Genomic DNA, 17,769 nt, shown 5'->3' on the forward strand with positions numbered 1-17,769 from the left:
TGCGGCGAGCCACGGCGATGACGTCGCGACGGAACTCCTCGGGGAACGCTTTGGGCATGGTGACCTTTCCTTCCGGTGAGGACCTAATCCTCACACATCAGGAGTCAACCGAACCTGGGGCAGTCCCAGGAGATGGAAATCGCGCTCGAACAACTGAGCGCCAAGAACGATGAGGCGGTACGCCTTCGCGATGAGGTAGACGAGGAGCACGGCCGGTATCGAGCGCTATTCGAAGATGCTCCCACGTGCTTTCTCGTGACCGATTCCATCGGAGTTATTCGCGAGGCGAATCACCGGGCCGCATTGCTCTTGGGGGCGAAGACGGAGTCGTTGATCGGGGAGACCGTCCTATCCTTTGTTCAACAGGACGATCGCGAGGGGTTGCGGGTTCGCCTTTACGAGATCGCGAAGGAGCAGGTGACGCGGTATTGGGAGGCGACGCTTGGACCGCGTGACGACCACGGTGTGCCTTGTGCCTTCGAAGTAGCCCCGTTCCGTGATCCGCGTAGCCCCGGCCCGGGTCTGCGGTGGGTGATCACCGACATCAGCGCCCAGCAGCAAGCGCGCACGGCGATGCAAAACGCGCTGGACAGGGAGCGGAACGCCGCCCACCGTTTGAAGGAACTCGATGAGTTCAAGAACGCGATGCTCGTGGCGGTGTCTCACGAGCTTCGGACGCCGCTGGCGGCCATCCTCGGCTTCGCGCAGGTACTTGAGCGTTATCGCGATCTGGACTCCGACCAGGCGAGTGAGCTGCTTCACCGGCTGGTCGTCAACGCGCAGAACCTCGACCGGCTGCTGGGGGACCTGCTCGATCTGGAGCGATTGAGGCGGGGAATCATGAAGCCGAGATTCGCCCGGATCGCCCTGAGCATGGTCGTCCGCGATGCCGTTGCGGCAATGGACGTCGCCGGTCGCAGCGTCCAGATCGAGGCGCCGAGCGTGTGGATCGATGCCGACGAGGCGAGGGTGCGGCGCGTCGTCGAGAACCTCGTAGCCAATGCGTTCAAGTACGCGCCCGGCAGCCCGGTATGGATCCGCGTGGTGCCTGAGCAGGGTGGAGCGATCATCTCGGTCGACGATACGGGTCCCGGGGTCGCCGACGATCTGAAGAAGACCATCTTCCTTCCGTTCGAACGCGGCAAGGTGCCCTCTACCGCGCCCGGAACCGGCATCGGGCTCAGCCTCGTGCGCCGTTTCGCGGCGATGCACGGAGGGCGCGCGTGGGTGCAGGATCGCCCGGGAGGGGGGGCGTCGTTCCGCGTGTTCCTGCCCGCGCGCGCGAGTGACCCGGTCGTGGAGACGGCAACCGACGACACCTCCGACGCATGAACGTCTGCGTGCTTGCGATTCGAAGCCGCTCGCGTGGCGCAGGCCGGGGTACGTCTTTAGACTAGGCCGTTCCCACTTCCGACCGAGGAATGCCTGCATGTTCGATGCGTTGAGTGATCGGATCGAGGGCGTATTCAAGCGCCTTCGCGGCCGCGGACTTTTGACCGAGGAACACGTCGATGAGGCCTTGCGTGAAGTGCGCATGGCGCTGCTCGAGGCCGACGTTCACACCGCTGTGGTGCGCGAGTTTCTGGCGCGGGTGCGCGAGCGCGCGGTCGGGGACGAGGTGCGCAAGGCGCTCACCCCAGGACAGCAGGTCGTCAAGATCGTCCACGACGAACTGGTCGCGATCCTGGGCGCGAAGAACGTTCCGCTGAAGATGTCGCCGAAGTCGCCGACGGTGATCATGCTCGCGGGGTTGCAGGGGTCGGGCAAGACGACGGCCGCCGGCAAGCTCGCGCGGATGCTGAAATCCAAGGGCAAACGCCCGCTGCTGGTCGCCTGTGACCTGCGGCGCCCCGCGGCAATCGAACAGCTCAAACTGCTCGGCGACCAAGTCGACGTGCCCGTCTTCGTGCGAACGGGCATTTCGGCACCGGACGTTGCGGCCGCCGGCGTGGAGGAGGCCGTGCGTTTGTCGCGCGACGTGGTCATCGTCGACACCGCGGGACGCCTTGCCGTCGACGAAGAGATGATGGCCGAGGCTGTGCAGATTCGGGACCGCATCCGGCCCTTCGAGACGCTGTTTGTCGTCGACGCCATGACCGGTCAAGACGCGGTCAACACCGCGACCGCGTTCCTCGATCGAGTCGACTACACCGGCATCATCCTGTCCAAGCTCGACGGAGACGCGCGCGGTGGAGCCGCGCTGTCGATCGCGCACGTGTCGGGACGACCGGTGAAGTTCGCCTCGATCGGCGAGCGTCTGGACGCGTTCGAGCCGTTCCACCCCGACCGCATGGCCGGCCGGATCCTCGGGATGGGCGACGTGATGACGCTCATCGAGAAGGCCGAGGAGGCATACGAAGCCGAGGAGACTGCCGTCCTCGAGGAAAAGATGCGCAAGGCCACCTTCGGCCTGGACGACTTCCTGGAACAGATGCGCCAGTTGCGCAAGATGGGCCCGCTCTCGTCGTTGCTTGGGATGATGCCGGGGATGCGCGGGGCCTTGAAGGATGTGAATATCGACGAAGGCGACATGGCCCGGGTAGAGGCGATCATCCACTCGATGACTTTGGGAGAACGGCGCGATCCCTCGGTCATCAACAACTCGCGGCGCCAGAGGATCGCGCGCGGGTGCGGGCGCACCGTTGCCGACGTAAACGGGCTTTTGCGCCAGTTCGACCAGGCCAAGGTCATGATGCGCGCGATGGCCGGCGGCGGGGGACTGCCTTCGATGCCGCACTCGCTGACGCGCGCGGCCGGCGGCGGCTCCGGCGGCGGCAAGCCCAAGGAGCGCGCCCACCGTCCCAAGCAGCACGGCAAGAACAAGAAGCGCAAGCGCAAGTAGCGCGGGTTTACGCCTGCGTTGTCGCGCCGCAGAGAGCCTGCAGGCCCATTCACGTGGACCTGGTCCAGTTGCTCACGCGTTCCGCAGGTAAGGCCCTGGAGTCGCAGTGCAACCGTTGTCTCTGGCCCATTACCGTGGTAATGTGCCGGCATGACGCTCGCGCATTCCAAGGTGACGGCACAGGGGCAGATCTCGGTGCCGGCGTCCGTTCGAAGGAAGCTCGGGATCGGACCAGGGGCGGTTCTCGAGTGGGAAGACCGGGGCGGACAAGTCGTCGTGCGGCGCGCCGGCCGGTTCACGTCCGAGGACGTTCATCGTGCGCTGTTCCTTGGTCGCCCGCCCACGCGGAGAACCGCTGAGGAGATCAGGCAGGGAATTCGCCGCCACGTCAAGGAACGGCATGCGCGCGGTTGACACCAACGTCCTTGTGCGGCTCCTCGCGCGCGACGACCCGACCCAGGTTTCCGCCGCAGAGCATTTCGTGGCGAAGGGGGCGTGGGTTTCCCACCTTGTGCTCGCCGAAACCGTATGGGTACTGGACAGCGTTTACGGACGGGGTCCGGAGAAGATATGCGCCGCGGTGGACATGCTCCTCAATCACAAGGACCTGACGATCCAGGATGCGGACGTCGTCGCGGCGGCCTTGGAGCGGTTTCGCAAGAAGCCGCGCGTCGAGTTCTCCGATTGCCTTGTTCTCGAAACCGCGCGGAAGGCTGGGCACTTGCCGCTTGGGACCTTCGACCGCGAACTCGCGGGGTGCGACGGGGCTCAGAATCTGACAGGGGTCGGTCCGGCCCGCACGCGCGCGCGGCCGGGCCGGAAGGGCTGAAGTGCGTGCCCCTCTGTCTTCGCGCAGGTAGCGCGGTGCGCGGTTCTCCTGTAACCTTGGCCGCCGTGGTACGCATACGACTTCTCAGAGCGGGCAAGCGCAAGCAGCCCCAATACCGTGTTGTGGTGACCGATCAGCGGTCGCCGCGCGACGGGCGTTTTATCGAGATCCTGGGGCGGTATAACCCGTTGCCAAACCCTTCGGAGATCGTCATCGATGAGCCTCGCGCGCTGCACTGGTTGCAGCAGGGCGCGCAGCCTTCGGAGAGCGCGACCGCGCTCCTCAAGCGCACCGGCATATGGCAGAAACACAAGCAGGCGAAGACCGCGAAGTAGTCGGAGGCGATCTCGTCTCCGAGACTCTCGCGTATCTTGCCCGAGCCATCGTCGAGCACGTCGATCAGGTGTCGGTTGAGCAGGGTGAATCCGACCGTGGGCTGGTTTATCGTCTAAGGGTTCACCCCGACGACATGGGCCGCGTGATCGGCCGAAACGGCAGGGTCGCCCGCGCTATTCGACAGGTGGCTCGAGTTGCCGCTGCGCGAGTCGATACGACCGCGGTCATCGAGATCGGCGACTAGTACCGCCATGGAGCCCGAGCGGCTCGTGGTCGGCCGCGTGGTAAAGCCGCATGGGATCCTTGGGGAAGTGTCGATCGAGGTGCTCTCCGATGCCCCCGAGCGCTTCGCTCCGCGTTCTCAGATGCTCGCCGGCGGGCGTGAGGTAGTCGTCGTCGCCTCACGGCCGCACCAAGGCAGGCTGCTTGTTCGATTCGAGGGCGTCGCCGACCGCAACGGGGCCGAAGTGCTGCGTGGCTTGCTTTTGACGATTCCGGCCTCGGAAGCGGCACCTTTGGACGAATGGTCCTTTTACCCGCACGATCTACACGGATGCGCCGTGGTCGCCGAGGATGGATCGAAGATCGGGACCATGTTGCGCGTGGAGGAGAGCCCGGCGAATGATTTATGGGTGGTCGACGCCGGAGGCCGTGAGGTTCTGGTACCGGCGGTGCGCGCGATCGTGATAGCGGTAGATGTTGAGGCGCGGCGCATCACCGTGCGACTTCCGGAGGGGCTGTTGTAGATGCGCCTGGACATCATCACGATCTTCCCGGAGTACTTCGCCGGACCACTTCAGGCAGCGCTGCTCGGCAAGGCGCGCGCGCGCGGCATCTTGGACATTGCGGTGCACGATCTGCGCGACTACGCCCACGACCGTCACCGGACGGTTGACGACGACCCCTTTGGGGGCGGACCGGGAATGGTCATGAAGCCCGAACCTTGGTTCGAGGCGGTGGAGTCGATCCCAGGGTGGGAGGGCGCGCGCCGTATCCTTTTGACCCCGGCGGGGCGCCGGTTGGATCAGCGCGCGGCCGAAGGTTTGAGCAATGCGTCTCACGTCATTTTGATGTGCGGCCGGTACGAAGGCGTGGATGAGCGAGTTGCCCAGGGGTTGGCGACCGACGAGATCTCCATCGGCGATTACGTGCTGGCCGGAGGTGAGGCCGCATCGATGGTCGTCATCGAGGCGGTCACGCGGCTGGTTCCCGGCGTGATCGGGGAACCAGCGTCGCTGGAGCAGGAGTCCTTCACCACGGGCCTTCTGGATTATCCCCATTACACCCGGCCGGCCGAGTTTCGCGGACAGACGGTCCCGCCGGTGCTTTTGTCGGGGAATCACGCCGAAATCGAGCGCTGGCGCGCGGCTGAAGCACTTCGCAGGACGCGCGAGCGGCGACCCGATTTGCCGGGTCTTTCCACTCAGGTTGCCGGGGCCGAGTCACCTGATAACATTACCGCCCGACCCACACCATCCTCGATTCCTGGAGTGCCCGATGAACAAGGTTGATATCGTCGAGCGTCCGCGCCTGCGGAACGACATCCCGCCGTTCCGTCCCGGCGACCAGGTGAAGGTCCACGTGAAGGTCCGTGAGGGCACGCGTGAGCGCGTCCAGATCTTCGAGGGTGTCGTGTTGGCCCGCCGCGGAGGCGGGCTCCGGGAGTCCTTCACCGTGCGGAAGATTTCCTTCGGTGTCGGGGTTGAGCGAACGTTCCCGCTCCACGCGCCGGCTCTCGCCAAGATCGAAGTCGTTCGTTACGGAAAGGTCCGCCGGGCCAAGCTTTACTACTTGCGCGAACTGCAGGGCCGCAAGGCGAAGATCGCTGAGCGTCGTACCCGGATCCCCGGTGCGGTCGCTGTGGCTGAAGTGGCTCCGGAGCCGGTTGCCGAGGTCCTCGAGGTCGAGCAGGCCGAGGTCGAGCAGGCCGAGGTGCTCGAGGTCGAGCAGGCCGAGACTCCCGCCGCCGACGAGCAGTAGCAGCGCCGGCCGGCGCAATGGTCCCGACGCGATTCTCTACTGAAGGGCTCCAAGCCGACTGGCCGACGCAGCCCGCAGGGCCCCCGCCGCCGAGCGCGAGTCGCACTGCCATCTTTCGCGAGTTGCCGTTCTTGGTCTTTGTTGCGTTCGGGGTCGCGTTACTGATCAAGACATTCTTGATTCAGGCTTTCTTCATTCCCTCGGCATCGATGGAGCCGACGCTGCATGGCTGTCCCGGCTGCGCCGGCGACCGTGTTCTGGTGAACAAGCTTGCGTATCGGTTCCGCGAGCCGCAACGCGGCGAAGTGATCGTGTTTATCGCCAAGCACGATTCCGAACCAAAGTCGAGTCTGCGTAAGGTCTACAACCTGTTCTTCGAGGGTCTCGGAGTCACTCGCCCCGCCGAGACCGATTTCGTCAAGCGCATCATCGGCCTTCCCGGTGATCGCATCCAGGTGACGGCCGACGGCGTATACATAAAGCCGCCCAACGCTCCAACGTTCCGCCTTCGCGAGCCGTACATCTTTGACCGGGCCGAGCAGGGTCCGGCACAGGCGAGATACGTGGTGCCTGAAGGGCTGTACTTCGTGATGGGGGATAACCGAGGCAATTCTTCCGACAGCCGAAGTTCGCTCGGTCCGATCAAGCGTGAGGACATCATCGGGAGGGCGTTCGTCAAGGTGTGGCCGGTCCCGCGAATGGGTCTAATCCAACCGCCGTGCTACCCGCAGAAGGACCCCAAGGTCTCCTGTTCCGAAGTGAAGACGACGTCACCGCGCACCGCGGCGGTTCCGCTGGGGGCGGCCATCATCCTGGCGGTACTGCCGGCGGTGTTTCGCCGTAAATCCGGCATCCCGTCCCGCTGAGGCGCTTCGCGCGCGGTACAGTCTCGCCCATGGACGACGCCGAATCACCGATCGGGAACTCGACGAACCCATCCGAGATCTCCGCGGGGGGTTCTTCGGACGCATCGACGCCACCTGCTGCTCCTCGACGTAGTTTCCTGCGCGAGTTGCCGGTCCTGGTGATCATCGCCTTCGTTCTCGCGGTCCTGATTAAGACTTTCCTCGCTCAGGCCTTCTTCATCCCTTCGGAGTCGATGGTCCCGACGCTCGAAGTTGGTGACCGGATTCTGGTGAACAAGCTCGCCTTCCGCTTGCGCGAGCCGCAGCGGGGGGAAATCATCGTGTTCGCCGAACAATATGACGCGGCTCCGCGGTCGTTTCTGTCGCGCGTCAGAAGTGTGCTCTTCGAGGGGCTGGGAGTAACCCGGCCGGCGGAAACGGACTTCATCAAGCGAGTCATCGGACTTCCGGGAGAGACGGTGCGACTTTCGAAGGGAGTCGTGACGATCACCGACACCGCCGGCAAAGAGATCACACTGGACGAGTCCTATGTCACCGGTGAGCCCGATCTGGAGCCGTTCGGGCCGTACACGGTGCCGCCGGGTACGTACTTCGTGATGGGGGATAACCGGCCGAACTCGGCCGACAGTCGGACTCGTCTGGGACCCATCGACCGTGCCGACATCGTCGGGAAGGCGTTCGTGCGAATCTGGCCGGTCTCGCGGTTTACGCTCTTCCACCGGCCGGTCTACGAGGCGTCGCAGCCGGCGAGACCGTGATCGCGTCCGGCGCCCCGCGGGCGACCGTCGGTCCCGACGGGCGCCTCGAGCAGCGCCTTCGCGATGCCGGCTTCCGGCTGATTGCCGGCGTGGACGAGACAGGACGAGGCGCGCTTGCCGGACCGCTGGTCACGTGCGCCGTGATTCTGCCCGAGGATGCCCGGTTGCCGGGGCTGCGAGATTCCAAGCTGCTGTCGCCGGGCGCGCGCGAGACGTTGGACGTCGAGATACGCCGGCAAGCCGTCGCCTTGTCGGTCGTTCGGGTCCCGCCCGCCTCGATCGATCGGCGCGGCCTGCATCGCTCCAACTTGCGCGCGCTGCGGGACGCGGCCGTGCGCTTGCAGCCGGCCCCGGATTACCTACTCGTGGACGGATACCCGATCGCGCGCGCTCCCTTTCCGTCTCTGTCGATCAAGAAGGGTGATCGCGTTTCGGTCGCAGTCGCGGCGGCCTCGGTCGTCGCCAAGGTCGCGCGCGACCGCATCATGGCCGCGCTGGCCGCGCGCTACCCGGAGTACGGGTTCGATTCGAACAAGGGGTACGGTACCCCCGACCACTTGGAAGCGATCCGGCGGGTTGGCCCTTCACCGCAGCACCGGCTGAGCTTTGCCGGCGTAGGGCAGCAGTCGCTGTTTGGGCCGCAGGACGCGATGGGAGAGCCATGAGTGTCGACGACCTTGAGCAGTACGAAGCCGAGATTGAACTGGCGATGTACCGGGAGTACCGCGACGTCTTGCCGATGTTCTCCTACGTCGTCGAAACCGATAAGCGTTTCTACCTCGCCAACGGGGTGGAAGTGCACCGGCACGAGAGCGTCGGAGACACGCACTACGAGTTGGTGCTCACCGATGCTTGGGTGTGGGACATCTATCGGCCGAACCGCTTCGTGGCTAACGTCCGAATCCTGACGTTCTCGGACGTCAACATCGAGGAGTTGAAGCGTCCCGCCGTACCCGACACCCCGGAGGGGTTAACCGGCTCCTAAGCCGCGCGCCGGAGTGTTTCGAACGCGAGGTTCCGCCCGGTTTTCTTCGGACGGATTGCGAACCTCGCGGCGGTCGCGATGATCGTGCCCTCGAAGCGGGCGTGCCGGCGCGGTAGCGTCGGCCCACGATGGATCGAAACGAACTTGGCCGCATGGGAGAGTCGCTCGCCGCGCGATATCTGCAGTCGCACGGCTGGAGCGTGGTCGAACGCAATGTGCGCTACCGCGAAGGTGAACTCGACCTCGTTGCCGAGCGCGCCGGCGTGCTGGCATTCGTGGAGGTGAAGACCCGGAGGTCGCGCGCGTTCGGAACCCCGGCGGAGGCCGTAACGCGCCTTAAGGCAGCACGTATTCGCCGCCTTGCGTCGCGCTACCTGACCGAGCACCGGCCGCGCGCGCGAGACATCCGCTTCGACGTGGTCGACGTGCTGCGGGTCGGAGAGAACTACCGCGTCACGCATCTTGAGGACGCGTTTTGATCGCGCGCGCCGAGTCGGTTGCTCTCGTGGGGATGGACGGCCATCGCATCGACGTTGAGGTGTCACTGGCCCCGGGCCTTCCTGTGTTTACGATCGTCGGTCTCCCGGACCCTTCGATCCAGGAGGCGCGGGAGCGCGTGCGCGCGGCGGTTCAGTCGTCGGGAGAGGACTGGCCGCTCAAGCGTGTGACCGTGAACCTGTCGCCGGCGCACTTGCGCAAGGCCGGCAGCGGTTTCGATCTCGCGATGGCGCTCGGGCTGCTGGCGGCGGCGGGACGGATCGCGCATGAGCGATTGCGCGAGGTCTGCGTGCTGGGTGAGTTGTCGCTGGACGGATCGGTGCGCCGAATTCGCGGCGTGCTGCCGGCGTCGATCGTGGCGTCGCGCGCGGGGGCGCGCGCCGTCATGGTCCCGGTTGCGAACGCGCGCGAGGCCGCTCTCGTGCGAGGTCTGGACGTCTTTGCGGTTGAGCATCTGCAGCAGGCTGTGAGGTTTCTTCGCGGGGAGTGCGAACTCGACGGGGTGCCGCCGGCACCGCCGGGGTCGGGCTCCGCGCTGGATGAACCCGATCTAACCGACGTGCGAGGAAACTCGACGGCGAAGCGGGTTATTGAAATCACCGCTGCCGGCGGGCACAACGTGCTCATGATCGGCGCCCCGGGCGGCGGCAAGACAATGCTCGCTCGTCGTCTTGCCGGGATCCTGCCGCCGATGACCGAGCGCGAGGCGTTTGAAGTTACTCGGATCCACTCGATCGCCGGTTTGCTGTCCGACGACGGCGGCTTGGTCGACCGGCGTCCGTTCCGTGCTCCGCATCACTCGGGGTCAACGACGGGACTGGTCGGCGGCGGCAGCGGAATGCCGCATCCAGGGGAAGCGTCTCTTGCGCATCGCGGGGTCTTGTTCCTGGACGAGTTCGGGGAGTTCCGCCGTGAGGTCTTGCAGGCGCTGCGCCAACCGATGGAGGACGGCGGGATCACGATCGTTCGATCTCGTTGGGCGGTGACGTACCCGGCACGGTTCCAGCTTGTCGCGGCATCGAACCCGTGCGCGTGCGGGCACTTCGGCGACTCGCTCCGCCCGTGCGTGTGCGCGCCGGGAAGGGTGATGGCGTACCAGGAACGCTTAACCGGCCCGATCGTGGACCGGATCGACCTTCAAGTCGAGATTCCGCGCCTGGCGCGCGGCCAGTTGTTCGCGGCGCCCGAGGGGGACTCGTCGGCGACTGTGGCGCAGCGGGTGGCAGGCGCGCGCGAAGTGCAGCGCGCGCGTTTTGGGGAAAGCGGTGCCGCGTCCAACGCTGAAGTGCGCGCGGCCGACATCGAGCGACTGTGCCTGCCGACCGCGGCTGCGCGCGCGGTTCTGGAGCGCGCGATCGAGGGCCTGGCGCTCAGCGCGCGCGGCGCGCACCGCGTGATGCGGGTCGCGCGCACGATCGCCGACCTTGGCGGCGAGGAGCAAACTGGTAGTGACTGCGTTGAGGAAGCGCTTGGCTACCGGGTGCTGGACGCTAGGGAATGAGCGTGGACGGGCGTGCCGACGTTCGGGTCGCGCGACGGCGGGATGCGGAGTTTCTCGACTGTCTGCGCGAGATCGAACCGGTACCGGAAACCCTGTGGGTGCTCGGCAGGGATCTGCGCGCTCTCGGCCCGTGTGTAGCCATTGTAGGCGCGCGCAGCCCTACGCCGTATGGGCTTGAGGTGGCGCGCGGTCTGGCCTCCGACTTGGCGTCGGCCGGCGTTTGTGTCGTAAGTGGAATGGCTCGCGGGATCGACGCTGCCGCTCATGAGGGTGCGCTTGCGGCCCGTGGAGCGACGGTGGCCGTTTTGGGAAGCGGCGTCGACGTTCCCTATCCGGCAATGAACCGCCCGCTGTACGAGCGCATTGCGCGGAACGGCACGATCGTCTCCGAGTTCGCTCCGGGAACCAGGGCGCGCAAGTTCCACTTCCCCAGGCGCAACCGCATCATCGCGGCACTGGCCTCGGCGGTCGTCGTAGTTCAGGCCGCCCGGCGTAGCGGCGCGCTTGGAACCGCGGGGCTCGCTCTGGATGCCGGAAGAGAGGTACTTGCCGTGCCCGGGGATGTGCGTTCGGAGTTGTCGGTCGGGCCGCATGCCTTGTTGCGCGACGGGGCGAAATTGTGCGCGTGCGCCGGAGACGTGCTGGACGGCCTGCACCTGGAGTTGATCCGACCGGCGGGCCAGGATCCGAAACGGTCGTGCCCGCAGGAGGCCGCCGTTGTGCGCGCGCTCGCGGCCGGACCGGCGCGCGCCGACCAGATCGCGGCGCGCGCGGAACTCGATCACCCCGCGGCGATGAGAGCGATTGCGCGGTTGGAGATCGCCGGGATCGTTGCACGCGGCCCGGGAGGCGTATACCGACGCCGAGAGATCGGCGGTGCTTGACCCGTCACCCCCCAGCCCCGATAGTGGGCCGTCCGGGACGTTGGGAAGGGTGGCATGGCGACTCCCGAGCAACGCCGCACCATCGCATCGCAGAGCGCCGAGCTTCTCGACGCGTTTCTGGCGCATATGGACGCAGGTCTCGGGCGGTCGCCGAACACCGTCGCGGCCTACCGGCGAGACCTGAGTCAGTTCTTCGAGTTTTGCGCCCGGCTGGGCGTTTCCTCCTTGGATGCCTCGACCACAGATATCCGACGTTTCCTTGCTCAGCGCGGCACGCTGGGGGATGCACGAAGCACGGTCGCCCGCAAGGCGTCTGCGGTGCGGTCGTTCTACCGGTTTCTTGTTCTGCGCTCAAAGGACCGAGAGGACAACCCCGCGCTGCTCGTCGCGTCCCCAAAGCGGCCGCGACGGCTTCCGCGTGTTGTGAAGGCTTCGCAGGTGAGTGCGCTGCTCGAGCTGCCGCCCGGCGACGACCCGTACGGATGCCGGGACCGTGCCATCCTCGAGCTGTTGTATGGTTCGGGCATGCGGGTAGGTGAACTCGTCGGACTCAACGTGGACAGCGTCGACTTCGGGCGCCGACAGGTTTGCGTTCTCGGCAAAGGGCGCAAAGAGCGGATGGTCCCGCTCGGCGAACCAGCCGCGGACGCTGTGCACGTGTACCTCGACGAGGCGCGTGGGCAGCTCGTGCGGGAACAATCGCCGAATGACGCTTTGTTCTACAACCGGCGCGGCAAAAGGATGGGACAGCGAGACGTCCGGGCGATGGTGACTAAGTACGTGTCGGAAGCCATTCCCGGAGGCAAGGTGTCGCCGCACACATTTCGCCATGCGTTCGCGACGCACTTGCTCGATGGTGGCGCGGATCTGCGCAGTGTCCAAGAGTTGCTCGGTCACGTCGACCTCAAGACGACCCAGATTTATACTCATGTTTCCAGAGAGCGGTTGAGAAAGGTCTATGACGACGCCCACCCCCGAGCCTGACCCGGCAAAGCGCGCCCACGGCGGGGCCTCCCAGCAAAAGCGGCAATCCGACGCTGCGTCCAGGGGGTCGGCTGCGGCCATAACCGCCGTGGCTGAGTTGTGGAGCGAATTCAAGACGACCGGGAGCCGGGAGTCTCGCGATCGTCTTATCCTGAACTACGCCCCGCTGGTGAAGTACGTGGCCGGACGTGTTTCGGTTGGGCTCCCGCAGAACATCGAGCAAGCGGACCTTGTCTCCTACGGGATCTTCGGGTTGATCGATGCCATCGAGAAGTTTGATCCTTCCCGCGACATCAAATTCGAGACTTACGCCATTAGTCGTATTCGCGGTGCGATCATCGACGAGTTGCGAGCGATCGACTGGATTCCGCGTTCGGTGCGGTCCAAGGCCCGCGAGGTCGATCGCGCCACGACGAAACTCGAGAACAAGTTGCACCGACCGCCGACCGACGGCGAGTTGAGCGAGGAACTCGGAATCGGTCTCGACGAGCTGCAGGGCATGCTGAATCAGATCAACCTGGTGTCGGTTGTTGCTCTGGAGGAGTTGATGTCTCCGGGGGGAGACAAGGGCGAGAAGATGTCGCTCGTCGACACGCTCGAAGACGCTGAGGCTCCGGATCCCGTGGCGCTGTTCGAAAGCGCCGAGACGCGGCAGATTCTCGCGAAGTCGGTCAATGTCTTGCCGGAGCGTGAACGGCTGGTCATCACGCTTTATTACTACGAGGGTTTGACGCTGGCGGAGATCGGCGCGGTCCTGGGCGTCACTGAGTCGCGCGTGTGCCAGATGCATACGAAGGCCGTCATGGATCTGCGCAACAAGATGAAGGCGGCCACGCAGTAAGCGACGGTCGCCCCGAGCGAATCCGCCCGTTCCTCCCGTTCGTGCGCTCGCAGCCGTTTGGCGTAGCCTGCCGCGCATGCGGGCCAAGGCAGTCATTGCGGCACTAATCCCGGCGCTGATCGCCGCCGCTCCCGCGCGCGCAGTCGTGGTCGACTTCGTCCGCCCGGTGGTGGGTCCGGTCGCGCGCCACTTCGAGCCTCCGCCGACTCCGTACGCGGCCGGGCACCGCGGGATCGATCTGGAGGTCCCGGCCGGCACTACCGTGGTCGCCGCCGCGGCCGGGACGGTGGCGTTCGCCGGGCAGGTCGGCGGTACCTACGCGGTCTCGATCGACCACGCCGATGGCTTACGCACTACCTACTCGTACCTGTCCGCGGTGCTGGTGCGCGCGGGGGATCCGGTGGCGCAAGGGGCTCCCGTGGCGGTTTCGGGAGTCGGACACGGGGGCGAGGCGCCGCCGGTGCTGCACTTCGGCCTGCGGCGCGGTAGCGAGTACCTGGATCCGGAGCCGATCCTCGTGGAGTCCATGCGGCGAAACCGCTGGCGGGTGATCCGGCTCGCGCCGCCTGCCTGACCAGGGCATTTCCACTTCGTTGTTGGGGTCGTCTCCGGGCTGATAGCATGCGTGGGCCCTGAGAGCCGCTCGGAGAGATTCGCGTCTCCGCCGAGGGGGGATCAGGAAAATTCGCATGTCTGCGGATCGGCGCGGTTCGGTTCTCGTATTGAAAGATGCGGGGCACGGCGTCCGAGTTGAGGCAGACAGAGGGCAAAACCGAGGAGGACGGATGGCTCCGGTCGTCAGCATGAAGCAACTCCTGGAGGCTGGAGTGCACTTCGGCCACCAGACGCGTCGTTGGAACCCCAAGATGAAGCGATTCATCTTCGGCGAGCGCAACGGCATTTACATCATCGACCTTGAGAAGACGGTCGCCGGCATCGAGCGCGCGTTTGCGTTCTTGCGCAACACTGCCGCGTCGGGCGGAACGGTTCTGTTCGTCGGGACCAAGAAGCAGGCGCAGGAACCGGTTGAGCAGGAAGCTAAGCGCGTCGGCATGCCGTACGTGAACAACCGCTGGCTTGGCGGCATGCTCACGAACTTCTCCACGATGTCCAAGCGGCTGGCGAGACTTCGCGAACTGGAGGCCATGGAGGCCACCGGTACGTTCGACCTGCTGCCGAAGAAGGAAGTGCTGAAGCTTCGCAAGGAGAAGGAGACCCTCGAGAAGAACCTCGGCGGAATCCGTGACATGACGAAGCTGCCGGCGGCGATCTGGGTTGTCGACACCAAGAAGGAACACATCGCGGTGCGCGAGGCGCGCAAGGTCGGGATTCCGGTTGTGGCGATCCTGGACACGAACTGCGATCCCGACGAAGTGGACTACGGGATTCCGGGCAACGACGACGCCATCCGCGCCGGTGCGCTCCTGACCCGTATCGTCGCCGACGCGATCGCGGCGGGGTCCGGAGGTCGTCGGACTGCTCCGAAAGAAGGAGAGCCCGCCGAGGCGACGTCGGGGGAGGCCGAGCCTCTCGCGGAGTGGGAAGTCAAGCTCCTCGCCGAAGAGGAAGAGGAGCGCCGTCGTCGCGAGACCGAGGAGGAAGAGCGCAAGAGCATGCGCTAGTCCTGCCGACACGAACGAGGAGATTCAGTGCAGATCAAGTCTGAGGACGTCAAGAAGCTCCGCGACGCTACCGGCGCGGGGATGATGGATTGCAAGAAGGCGCTCACTGAGGCAGAAGGCGACTTCGAGAAGGCGAGAGACCTGCTTCGGGAACGCGGCGTCGCAAGCGCGAAGAAGATGTCCGAACGCGTCGCCGACGAAGGGATTGTCGAGGCGTACTTGCATACGCCCGACCCGGGCGTTCCGGCAAAGGTCGGCGTGTTGATTGAGCTGAATTGCGCGACCGACTTCGTGGCGAAGACCGACGGGTTCAGGCAGGTGGCCCGCGAAATCGCCTTGCACGTTGCCGCCGCGCGCCCGTCGGTGGTCTCGCGCGAGGATCTCCCGGTCGAAGCCGTGGAGCGTGAGCGCGATTTCGTGGCCAAGCAGGCCGAACAAGAAGGCAAGCCGGCTGCGGTGATCGAGAAGATCGTCGAGGGTCGAATGAAGTCCTTCTACGCCGAGCACTGTTTGCTCGATCAGCCGTACGTGCGCGACGATTCCAAGACGATCGCTCAGTTGCTCGACGAGGCGGCGGCGCAGATGAAGGAGCCGGTGCGTGTCCGGCGCTTCGCGCGCTTCCGCGTAGGAGCGGACTAACGCGTGGAATCGGGGCAGCGGTACCGGAGGGTCTTGCTCAAACTGTCGGGCGAGATGCTCGCCGACCCTGCGCGCGGCTACAACATCGACGGCGACGTCGTTCATGGGCTTGCGGCCGAGTTGAAGTCCGCCCGTGATCTGGGGGTGCAGATCGCCGTCGTGGTCGGCGGCGGCAACATCTTCCGAGGCACGTCGCCGCAGGCCCAGGGGATGGACCGGGCGCGCGCCGACTACATGGGGATGCTCGGCACCATGGTGAACTGCTTGGCCCTCGCGGATGCCCTGGAGAAGGCCGATGTGCCAACGCGTGTGCAGTCGGCGATCACTATGACGCAGGTCGCCGAGCCGTACATGCCACGCCGCGCGGTCCGCCACCTAGAGAAGGGCAGGATCGTGATCTTCGGCGCCGGGATGGGGGTGCCGTACTTCTCGACCGATACGACTGCCGCGCAGCGCGCTCTGGAGACCGGGTGTGAGGCGATCTTCAAGGCGACGAAGGTCGACGGGGTGTACGACTCTGATCCGAAGAAGAACGCCGAAGCGCGTCGCTATGACGAACTCACCTACATCCAGGTTCTGAACGACGGGCTGGGCGTGATGGACTCGACGGCGATCTCGCTGTGTATGGACAACAGGCTCCCGATCATGGTGTTCGACATGCAGGTGCACGGCAACATTCGCCGCGCGCTCTCGGGGGAGCCCATCGGTACGCTGGTGCATGAGTGACGAGCGGGAGTGAACGATGATCGAACAGGCGCTGAAGTCCGCTGATGAAAAGATGCACAAGGCCATCGATGTCGCTCGCGATGAGTTCGTCGGTGTTCGCACCGGCCGCGCCTCACCGGCCCTGGTTCAGCGGATCTCGGTCGACTACTACGGGACGTCTACGCCCTTGCAGCAGCTCGCCGGGATCTCTGTCCCGGACCCTCGCAGCTTGCTCATTTCTCCGTACGACCCGTCCGCCATCTCCGCCATCGAGAAGGCGATCTTGGCGAGCGATCTTGGGATCACCCCTTCGAACGACGGGCGTGCGATTCGCCTCGGGTTTCCCTCGCTCACTGAAGAGCGACGCAAGGAGCTGATCCGCCTAGTGCGCGATCGCGCCGAGCACGGCCGTGTGGCCATTCGGAACGTGCGTCGGCACGCGAAGGAGGAGATCGAGCGGGACAACAAGTCCGGCGACGTTTCCGACGACGACATGCATCGCGCCGAGAAGGAGCTTCAGAAGCTGACCGACAAGTTCGTCGCCGAGATCGACGAGATGCTTGGGCGCAAAGAAGCCGAGCTGCTGGAGGTCTAGGATCTCCGCGGCGCCGGATCCGAGCAGTCCCGAACCCGACGACGCAGGCGGCCCCGCCGCCGCGCCGCAGGGCGGCGGGCGAAACCTGACCCTGGCCATCCTCACGGGCCTGGGACTCGTGGGTCTGATCCTCCTCACTCTGTTCACTTCCAAGGTCGCTTTCTTCCTCCTTGTTGTTGCCGCCGTGCTGATGGCGCAGTGGGAGCTGTACCGGGCTCTTGGGTCGCGCGGGTTGCGCGCGGCTGAGCTGTTCGGAGTCGCCGCCGGGTTCCTTGTGCTTCTGGGCGCGCTCGTCGGGGGTCCGGGTGCGGTCGCGTTTGCACTCACGATGTGCGTGATTGCGGTGATGTTGTGGTACCTGGCCGATCCCGAACGGTCGCAAGCGACGCCTGGGATGGCAGTGACGCTGTTCGGCCTTGTCTACGTTCCGTTCTCGGGCGCGCACGTTATTCTGATGCGAAACCTGGAGCACGGGCCCGCTCTAACGATTGCCTACATTGGGCTGGTGGCGCTGTACGACATCGGAGCATTCACGTCCGGCAGCCTGTTCGGCCGTCGTCCAATGGCGCCGTCGATCAGCCCCAAGAAGACGTGGGAAGGGCTTGCGGGAGCCACGCTTTTCGTTGCGCTGATTGCCGCCGTCGCCGGACCGCACATCGGACCCTTCCGACTGGGAACCGCACTGGCCATGGCCGCCGTCGCCGCCGTCGGAGCGCCGCTTGGCGACTTGGCCGAGTCGCTGATGAAGCGGGATCTCGAGATCAAGGACATGGGCAGCATCCTCCCCGGTCACGGAGGGTTCCTGGATCGGATCGATGCGCTGCTGTTCGTCGCACCGCCTGCCTACTGGCTGGCGCGGATGATCGTCGCGTAGTCCGGTTTGGAGCGGTTGAGGTCGCGCGCG

23 protein-coding genes and 1 pseudogene are annotated in these 17,769 nt (G+C 65.5%); all 24 read left to right on the plus strand.

All coding sequences use genetic code 11. The features are described 5' to 3' along the window. The first annotated feature begins 132 nt into the window (after positions 1-132). Positions 133-1,332, plus strand: a complete 1,200-nt coding sequence (locus WDA27_11885) for a PAS domain-containing sensor histidine kinase (protein ID MFA5891631.1) — start codon at positions 133-135, stop codon at positions 1,330-1,332. A gap of 97 nt (positions 1,333-1,429) precedes the next feature. Then, positions 1,430-2,842, plus strand: a complete 1,413-nt coding sequence (gene ffh / locus WDA27_11890) for a signal recognition particle protein (GenBank protein ID MFA5891632.1) — start codon at positions 1,430-1,432, stop codon at positions 2,840-2,842. A gap of 150 nt (positions 2,843-2,992) precedes the next feature. Then, complete coding sequence (locus WDA27_11895) at positions 2,993-3,256, plus strand: AbrB/MazE/SpoVT family DNA-binding domain-containing protein (GenBank protein MFA5891633.1); 264 nt, start codon at positions 2,993-2,995, stop codon at positions 3,254-3,256. After that, positions 3,243-3,671, plus strand: a complete 429-nt coding sequence (locus WDA27_11900; GenBank protein ID MFA5891634.1) for a type II toxin-antitoxin system VapC family toxin — start codon at positions 3,243-3,245, stop codon at positions 3,669-3,671. The genes WDA27_11895 and WDA27_11900 overlap by 14 nt, the downstream gene beginning before the upstream one ends. A gap of 65 nt (positions 3,672-3,736) precedes the next feature. Then, complete coding sequence (gene rpsP, locus WDA27_11905) at positions 3,737-4,006, plus strand: 30S ribosomal protein S16 (protein ID MFA5891635.1); 270 nt, start codon at positions 3,737-3,739, stop codon at positions 4,004-4,006. Then, complete coding sequence (locus tag WDA27_11910) at positions 3,970-4,251, plus strand: KH domain-containing protein (GenBank protein ID MFA5891636.1); 282 nt, start codon at positions 3,970-3,972, stop codon at positions 4,249-4,251. The genes rpsP and WDA27_11910 overlap by 37 nt, the downstream gene beginning before the upstream one ends. A 7-nt stretch (positions 4,252-4,258) precedes the next feature. Further along, positions 4,259-4,753, plus strand: coding sequence for a ribosome maturation factor RimM (gene rimM, locus WDA27_11915; GenBank protein ID MFA5891637.1), 495 nt, complete (start codon positions 4,259-4,261; stop codon positions 4,751-4,753). Next, the gene (trmD, locus tag WDA27_11920) at positions 4,754-5,518 is read left to right on the plus strand and encodes a tRNA (guanosine(37)-N1)-methyltransferase TrmD (protein MFA5891638.1); all 765 of its coding nucleotides are present in this window, start codon (positions 4,754-4,756) and stop codon (positions 5,516-5,518) included. Continuing rightward, a pseudogene (gene rplS / locus WDA27_11925) lies at positions 5,505-5,831 on the plus strand (50S ribosomal protein L19). Before trmD ends, rplS begins: the two are co-directional and overlap by 14 nt. A gap of 173 nt (positions 5,832-6,004) precedes the next feature. Then, positions 6,005-6,853 carry a signal peptidase I gene (lepB, locus tag WDA27_11930; GenBank protein ID MFA5891639.1) on the plus strand — a complete coding sequence of 283 codons (849 nt, stop codon included), beginning with the start codon at positions 6,005-6,007 and terminating at the stop codon, positions 6,851-6,853. A gap of 29 nt (positions 6,854-6,882) precedes the next feature. Continuing rightward, entirely contained in the window at positions 6,883-7,611 is a 729-nt protein-coding gene (gene lepB, locus WDA27_11935) for a signal peptidase I (protein ID MFA5891640.1), read from the plus strand. Next, the gene (locus tag WDA27_11940; GenBank protein MFA5891641.1) at positions 7,608-8,276 is read left to right on the plus strand and encodes a ribonuclease HII; all 669 of its coding nucleotides are present in this window, start codon (positions 7,608-7,610) and stop codon (positions 8,274-8,276) included. The genes lepB (WDA27_11935) and WDA27_11940 overlap by 4 nt, the downstream gene beginning before the upstream one ends. Beyond that, the gene (locus WDA27_11945) at positions 8,273-8,596 is read left to right on the plus strand and encodes a DUF2469 family protein (protein MFA5891642.1); all 324 of its coding nucleotides are present in this window, start codon (positions 8,273-8,275) and stop codon (positions 8,594-8,596) included. The genes WDA27_11940 and WDA27_11945 overlap by 4 nt, the downstream gene beginning before the upstream one ends. A gap of 128 nt (positions 8,597-8,724) precedes the next feature. Then, positions 8,725-9,075, plus strand: coding sequence for a YraN family protein (locus WDA27_11950; GenBank protein ID MFA5891643.1), 351 nt, complete (start codon positions 8,725-8,727; stop codon positions 9,073-9,075). Further along, complete coding sequence (locus tag WDA27_11955) at positions 9,072-10,595, plus strand: YifB family Mg chelatase-like AAA ATPase (GenBank protein ID MFA5891644.1); 1,524 nt, start codon at positions 9,072-9,074, stop codon at positions 10,593-10,595. The genes WDA27_11950 and WDA27_11955 overlap by 4 nt, the downstream gene beginning before the upstream one ends. Then, the gene (dprA, locus tag WDA27_11960; protein ID MFA5891645.1) at positions 10,592-11,479 is read left to right on the plus strand and encodes a DNA-processing protein DprA; all 888 of its coding nucleotides are present in this window, start codon (positions 10,592-10,594) and stop codon (positions 11,477-11,479) included. The genes WDA27_11955 and dprA overlap by 4 nt, the downstream gene beginning before the upstream one ends. Before the next feature lie 54 nt (positions 11,480-11,533). Continuing rightward, positions 11,534-12,463, plus strand: coding sequence for a tyrosine recombinase (locus tag WDA27_11965; protein ID MFA5891646.1), 930 nt, complete (start codon positions 11,534-11,536; stop codon positions 12,461-12,463). After that, entirely contained in the window at positions 12,438-13,304 is an 867-nt protein-coding gene (gene whiG / locus WDA27_11970; protein MFA5891647.1) for an RNA polymerase sigma factor WhiG, read from the plus strand. Before WDA27_11965 ends, whiG begins: the two co-directional genes overlap by 26 nt. 76 nt (positions 13,305-13,380) lie before the next feature. After that, complete coding sequence (locus tag WDA27_11975) at positions 13,381-13,878, plus strand: M23 family metallopeptidase (protein MFA5891648.1); 498 nt, start codon at positions 13,381-13,383, stop codon at positions 13,876-13,878. A gap of 211 nt (positions 13,879-14,089) precedes the next feature. Then, positions 14,090-14,926: a 30S ribosomal protein S2 gene (gene rpsB / locus WDA27_11980; GenBank protein ID MFA5891649.1), complete on the plus strand. Its 837-nt coding sequence runs from the start codon at positions 14,090-14,092 to the stop codon at positions 14,924-14,926. Positions 14,927-14,953: 27 nt separating this feature from the next. Then, entirely contained in the window at positions 14,954-15,565 is a 612-nt protein-coding gene (gene tsf, locus WDA27_11985; protein MFA5891650.1) for a translation elongation factor Ts, read from the plus strand. A 3-nt stretch (positions 15,566-15,568) separates the two neighbouring features. Then, complete coding sequence (gene pyrH / locus WDA27_11990; protein ID MFA5891651.1) at positions 15,569-16,291, plus strand: UMP kinase; 723 nt, start codon at positions 15,569-15,571, stop codon at positions 16,289-16,291. A 16-nt stretch (positions 16,292-16,307) separates the two neighbouring features. Continuing rightward, the gene (frr, locus tag WDA27_11995) at positions 16,308-16,865 is read left to right on the plus strand and encodes a ribosome recycling factor (protein ID MFA5891652.1); all 558 of its coding nucleotides are present in this window, start codon (positions 16,308-16,310) and stop codon (positions 16,863-16,865) included. Next, positions 16,831-17,739, plus strand: a complete 909-nt coding sequence (locus WDA27_12000) for a phosphatidate cytidylyltransferase (GenBank protein ID MFA5891653.1) — start codon at positions 16,831-16,833, stop codon at positions 17,737-17,739. Before frr ends, WDA27_12000 begins: the two co-directional genes overlap by 35 nt. Positions 17,740-17,769 lie beyond the last annotated feature (30 nt).

Source organism: Actinomycetota bacterium (genome assembly GCA_041658565.1).
In the GTDB taxonomy this organism is placed as follows: Bacteria; Actinomycetota; AC-67; order AC-67; family AC-67; genus JBAZZY01.

What these genes read in the sequence shown, in the direction of transcription:
- WDA27_11885 (MFA5891631.1), top strand. Translation starts at nt 133, where the DNA reads ATGGAAATCGCGCTCGAACAACTGAGCGCCAAGAACGATGAGGCGGTA.
- ffh (MFA5891632.1), top strand. Translation starts at nt 1,430, where the DNA reads ATGTTCGATGCGTTGAGTGATCGGATCGAGGGCGTATTCAAGCGCCTT.
- WDA27_11895 (MFA5891633.1), top strand. Translation starts at nt 2,993, where the DNA reads ATGACGCTCGCGCATTCCAAGGTGACGGCACAGGGGCAGATCTCGGTG.
- WDA27_11900 (MFA5891634.1), top strand. Translation starts at nt 3,243, where the DNA reads ATGCGCGCGGTTGACACCAACGTCCTTGTGCGGCTCCTCGCGCGCGAC.
- WDA27_11910 (MFA5891636.1), top strand. Translation starts at nt 3,970, where the DNA reads ATGGCAGAAACACAAGCAGGCGAAGACCGCGAAGTAGTCGGAGGCGAT.
- rimM (MFA5891637.1), top strand. Translation starts at nt 4,259, where the DNA reads ATGGAGCCCGAGCGGCTCGTGGTCGGCCGCGTGGTAAAGCCGCATGGG.
- trmD (MFA5891638.1), top strand. Translation starts at nt 4,754, where the DNA reads ATGCGCCTGGACATCATCACGATCTTCCCGGAGTACTTCGCCGGACCA.
- lepB (MFA5891639.1), top strand. Translation starts at nt 6,005, where the DNA reads ATGGTCCCGACGCGATTCTCTACTGAAGGGCTCCAAGCCGACTGGCCG.
- lepB (MFA5891640.1), top strand. Translation starts at nt 6,883, where the DNA reads ATGGACGACGCCGAATCACCGATCGGGAACTCGACGAACCCATCCGAG.
- WDA27_11945 (MFA5891642.1), top strand. Translation starts at nt 8,273, where the DNA reads ATGAGTGTCGACGACCTTGAGCAGTACGAAGCCGAGATTGAACTGGCG.
- WDA27_11950 (MFA5891643.1), top strand. Translation starts at nt 8,725, where the DNA reads ATGGATCGAAACGAACTTGGCCGCATGGGAGAGTCGCTCGCCGCGCGA.
- dprA (MFA5891645.1), top strand. Translation starts at nt 10,592, where the DNA reads ATGAGCGTGGACGGGCGTGCCGACGTTCGGGTCGCGCGACGGCGGGAT.
- WDA27_11965 (MFA5891646.1), top strand. Translation starts at nt 11,534, where the DNA reads ATGGCGACTCCCGAGCAACGCCGCACCATCGCATCGCAGAGCGCCGAG.
- whiG (MFA5891647.1), top strand. Translation starts at nt 12,438, where the DNA reads ATGACGACGCCCACCCCCGAGCCTGACCCGGCAAAGCGCGCCCACGGC.
- WDA27_11975 (MFA5891648.1), top strand. Translation starts at nt 13,381, where the DNA reads ATGCGGGCCAAGGCAGTCATTGCGGCACTAATCCCGGCGCTGATCGCC.
- rpsB (MFA5891649.1), top strand. Translation starts at nt 14,090, where the DNA reads ATGGCTCCGGTCGTCAGCATGAAGCAACTCCTGGAGGCTGGAGTGCAC.
- frr (MFA5891652.1), top strand. Translation starts at nt 16,308, where the DNA reads ATGATCGAACAGGCGCTGAAGTCCGCTGATGAAAAGATGCACAAGGCC.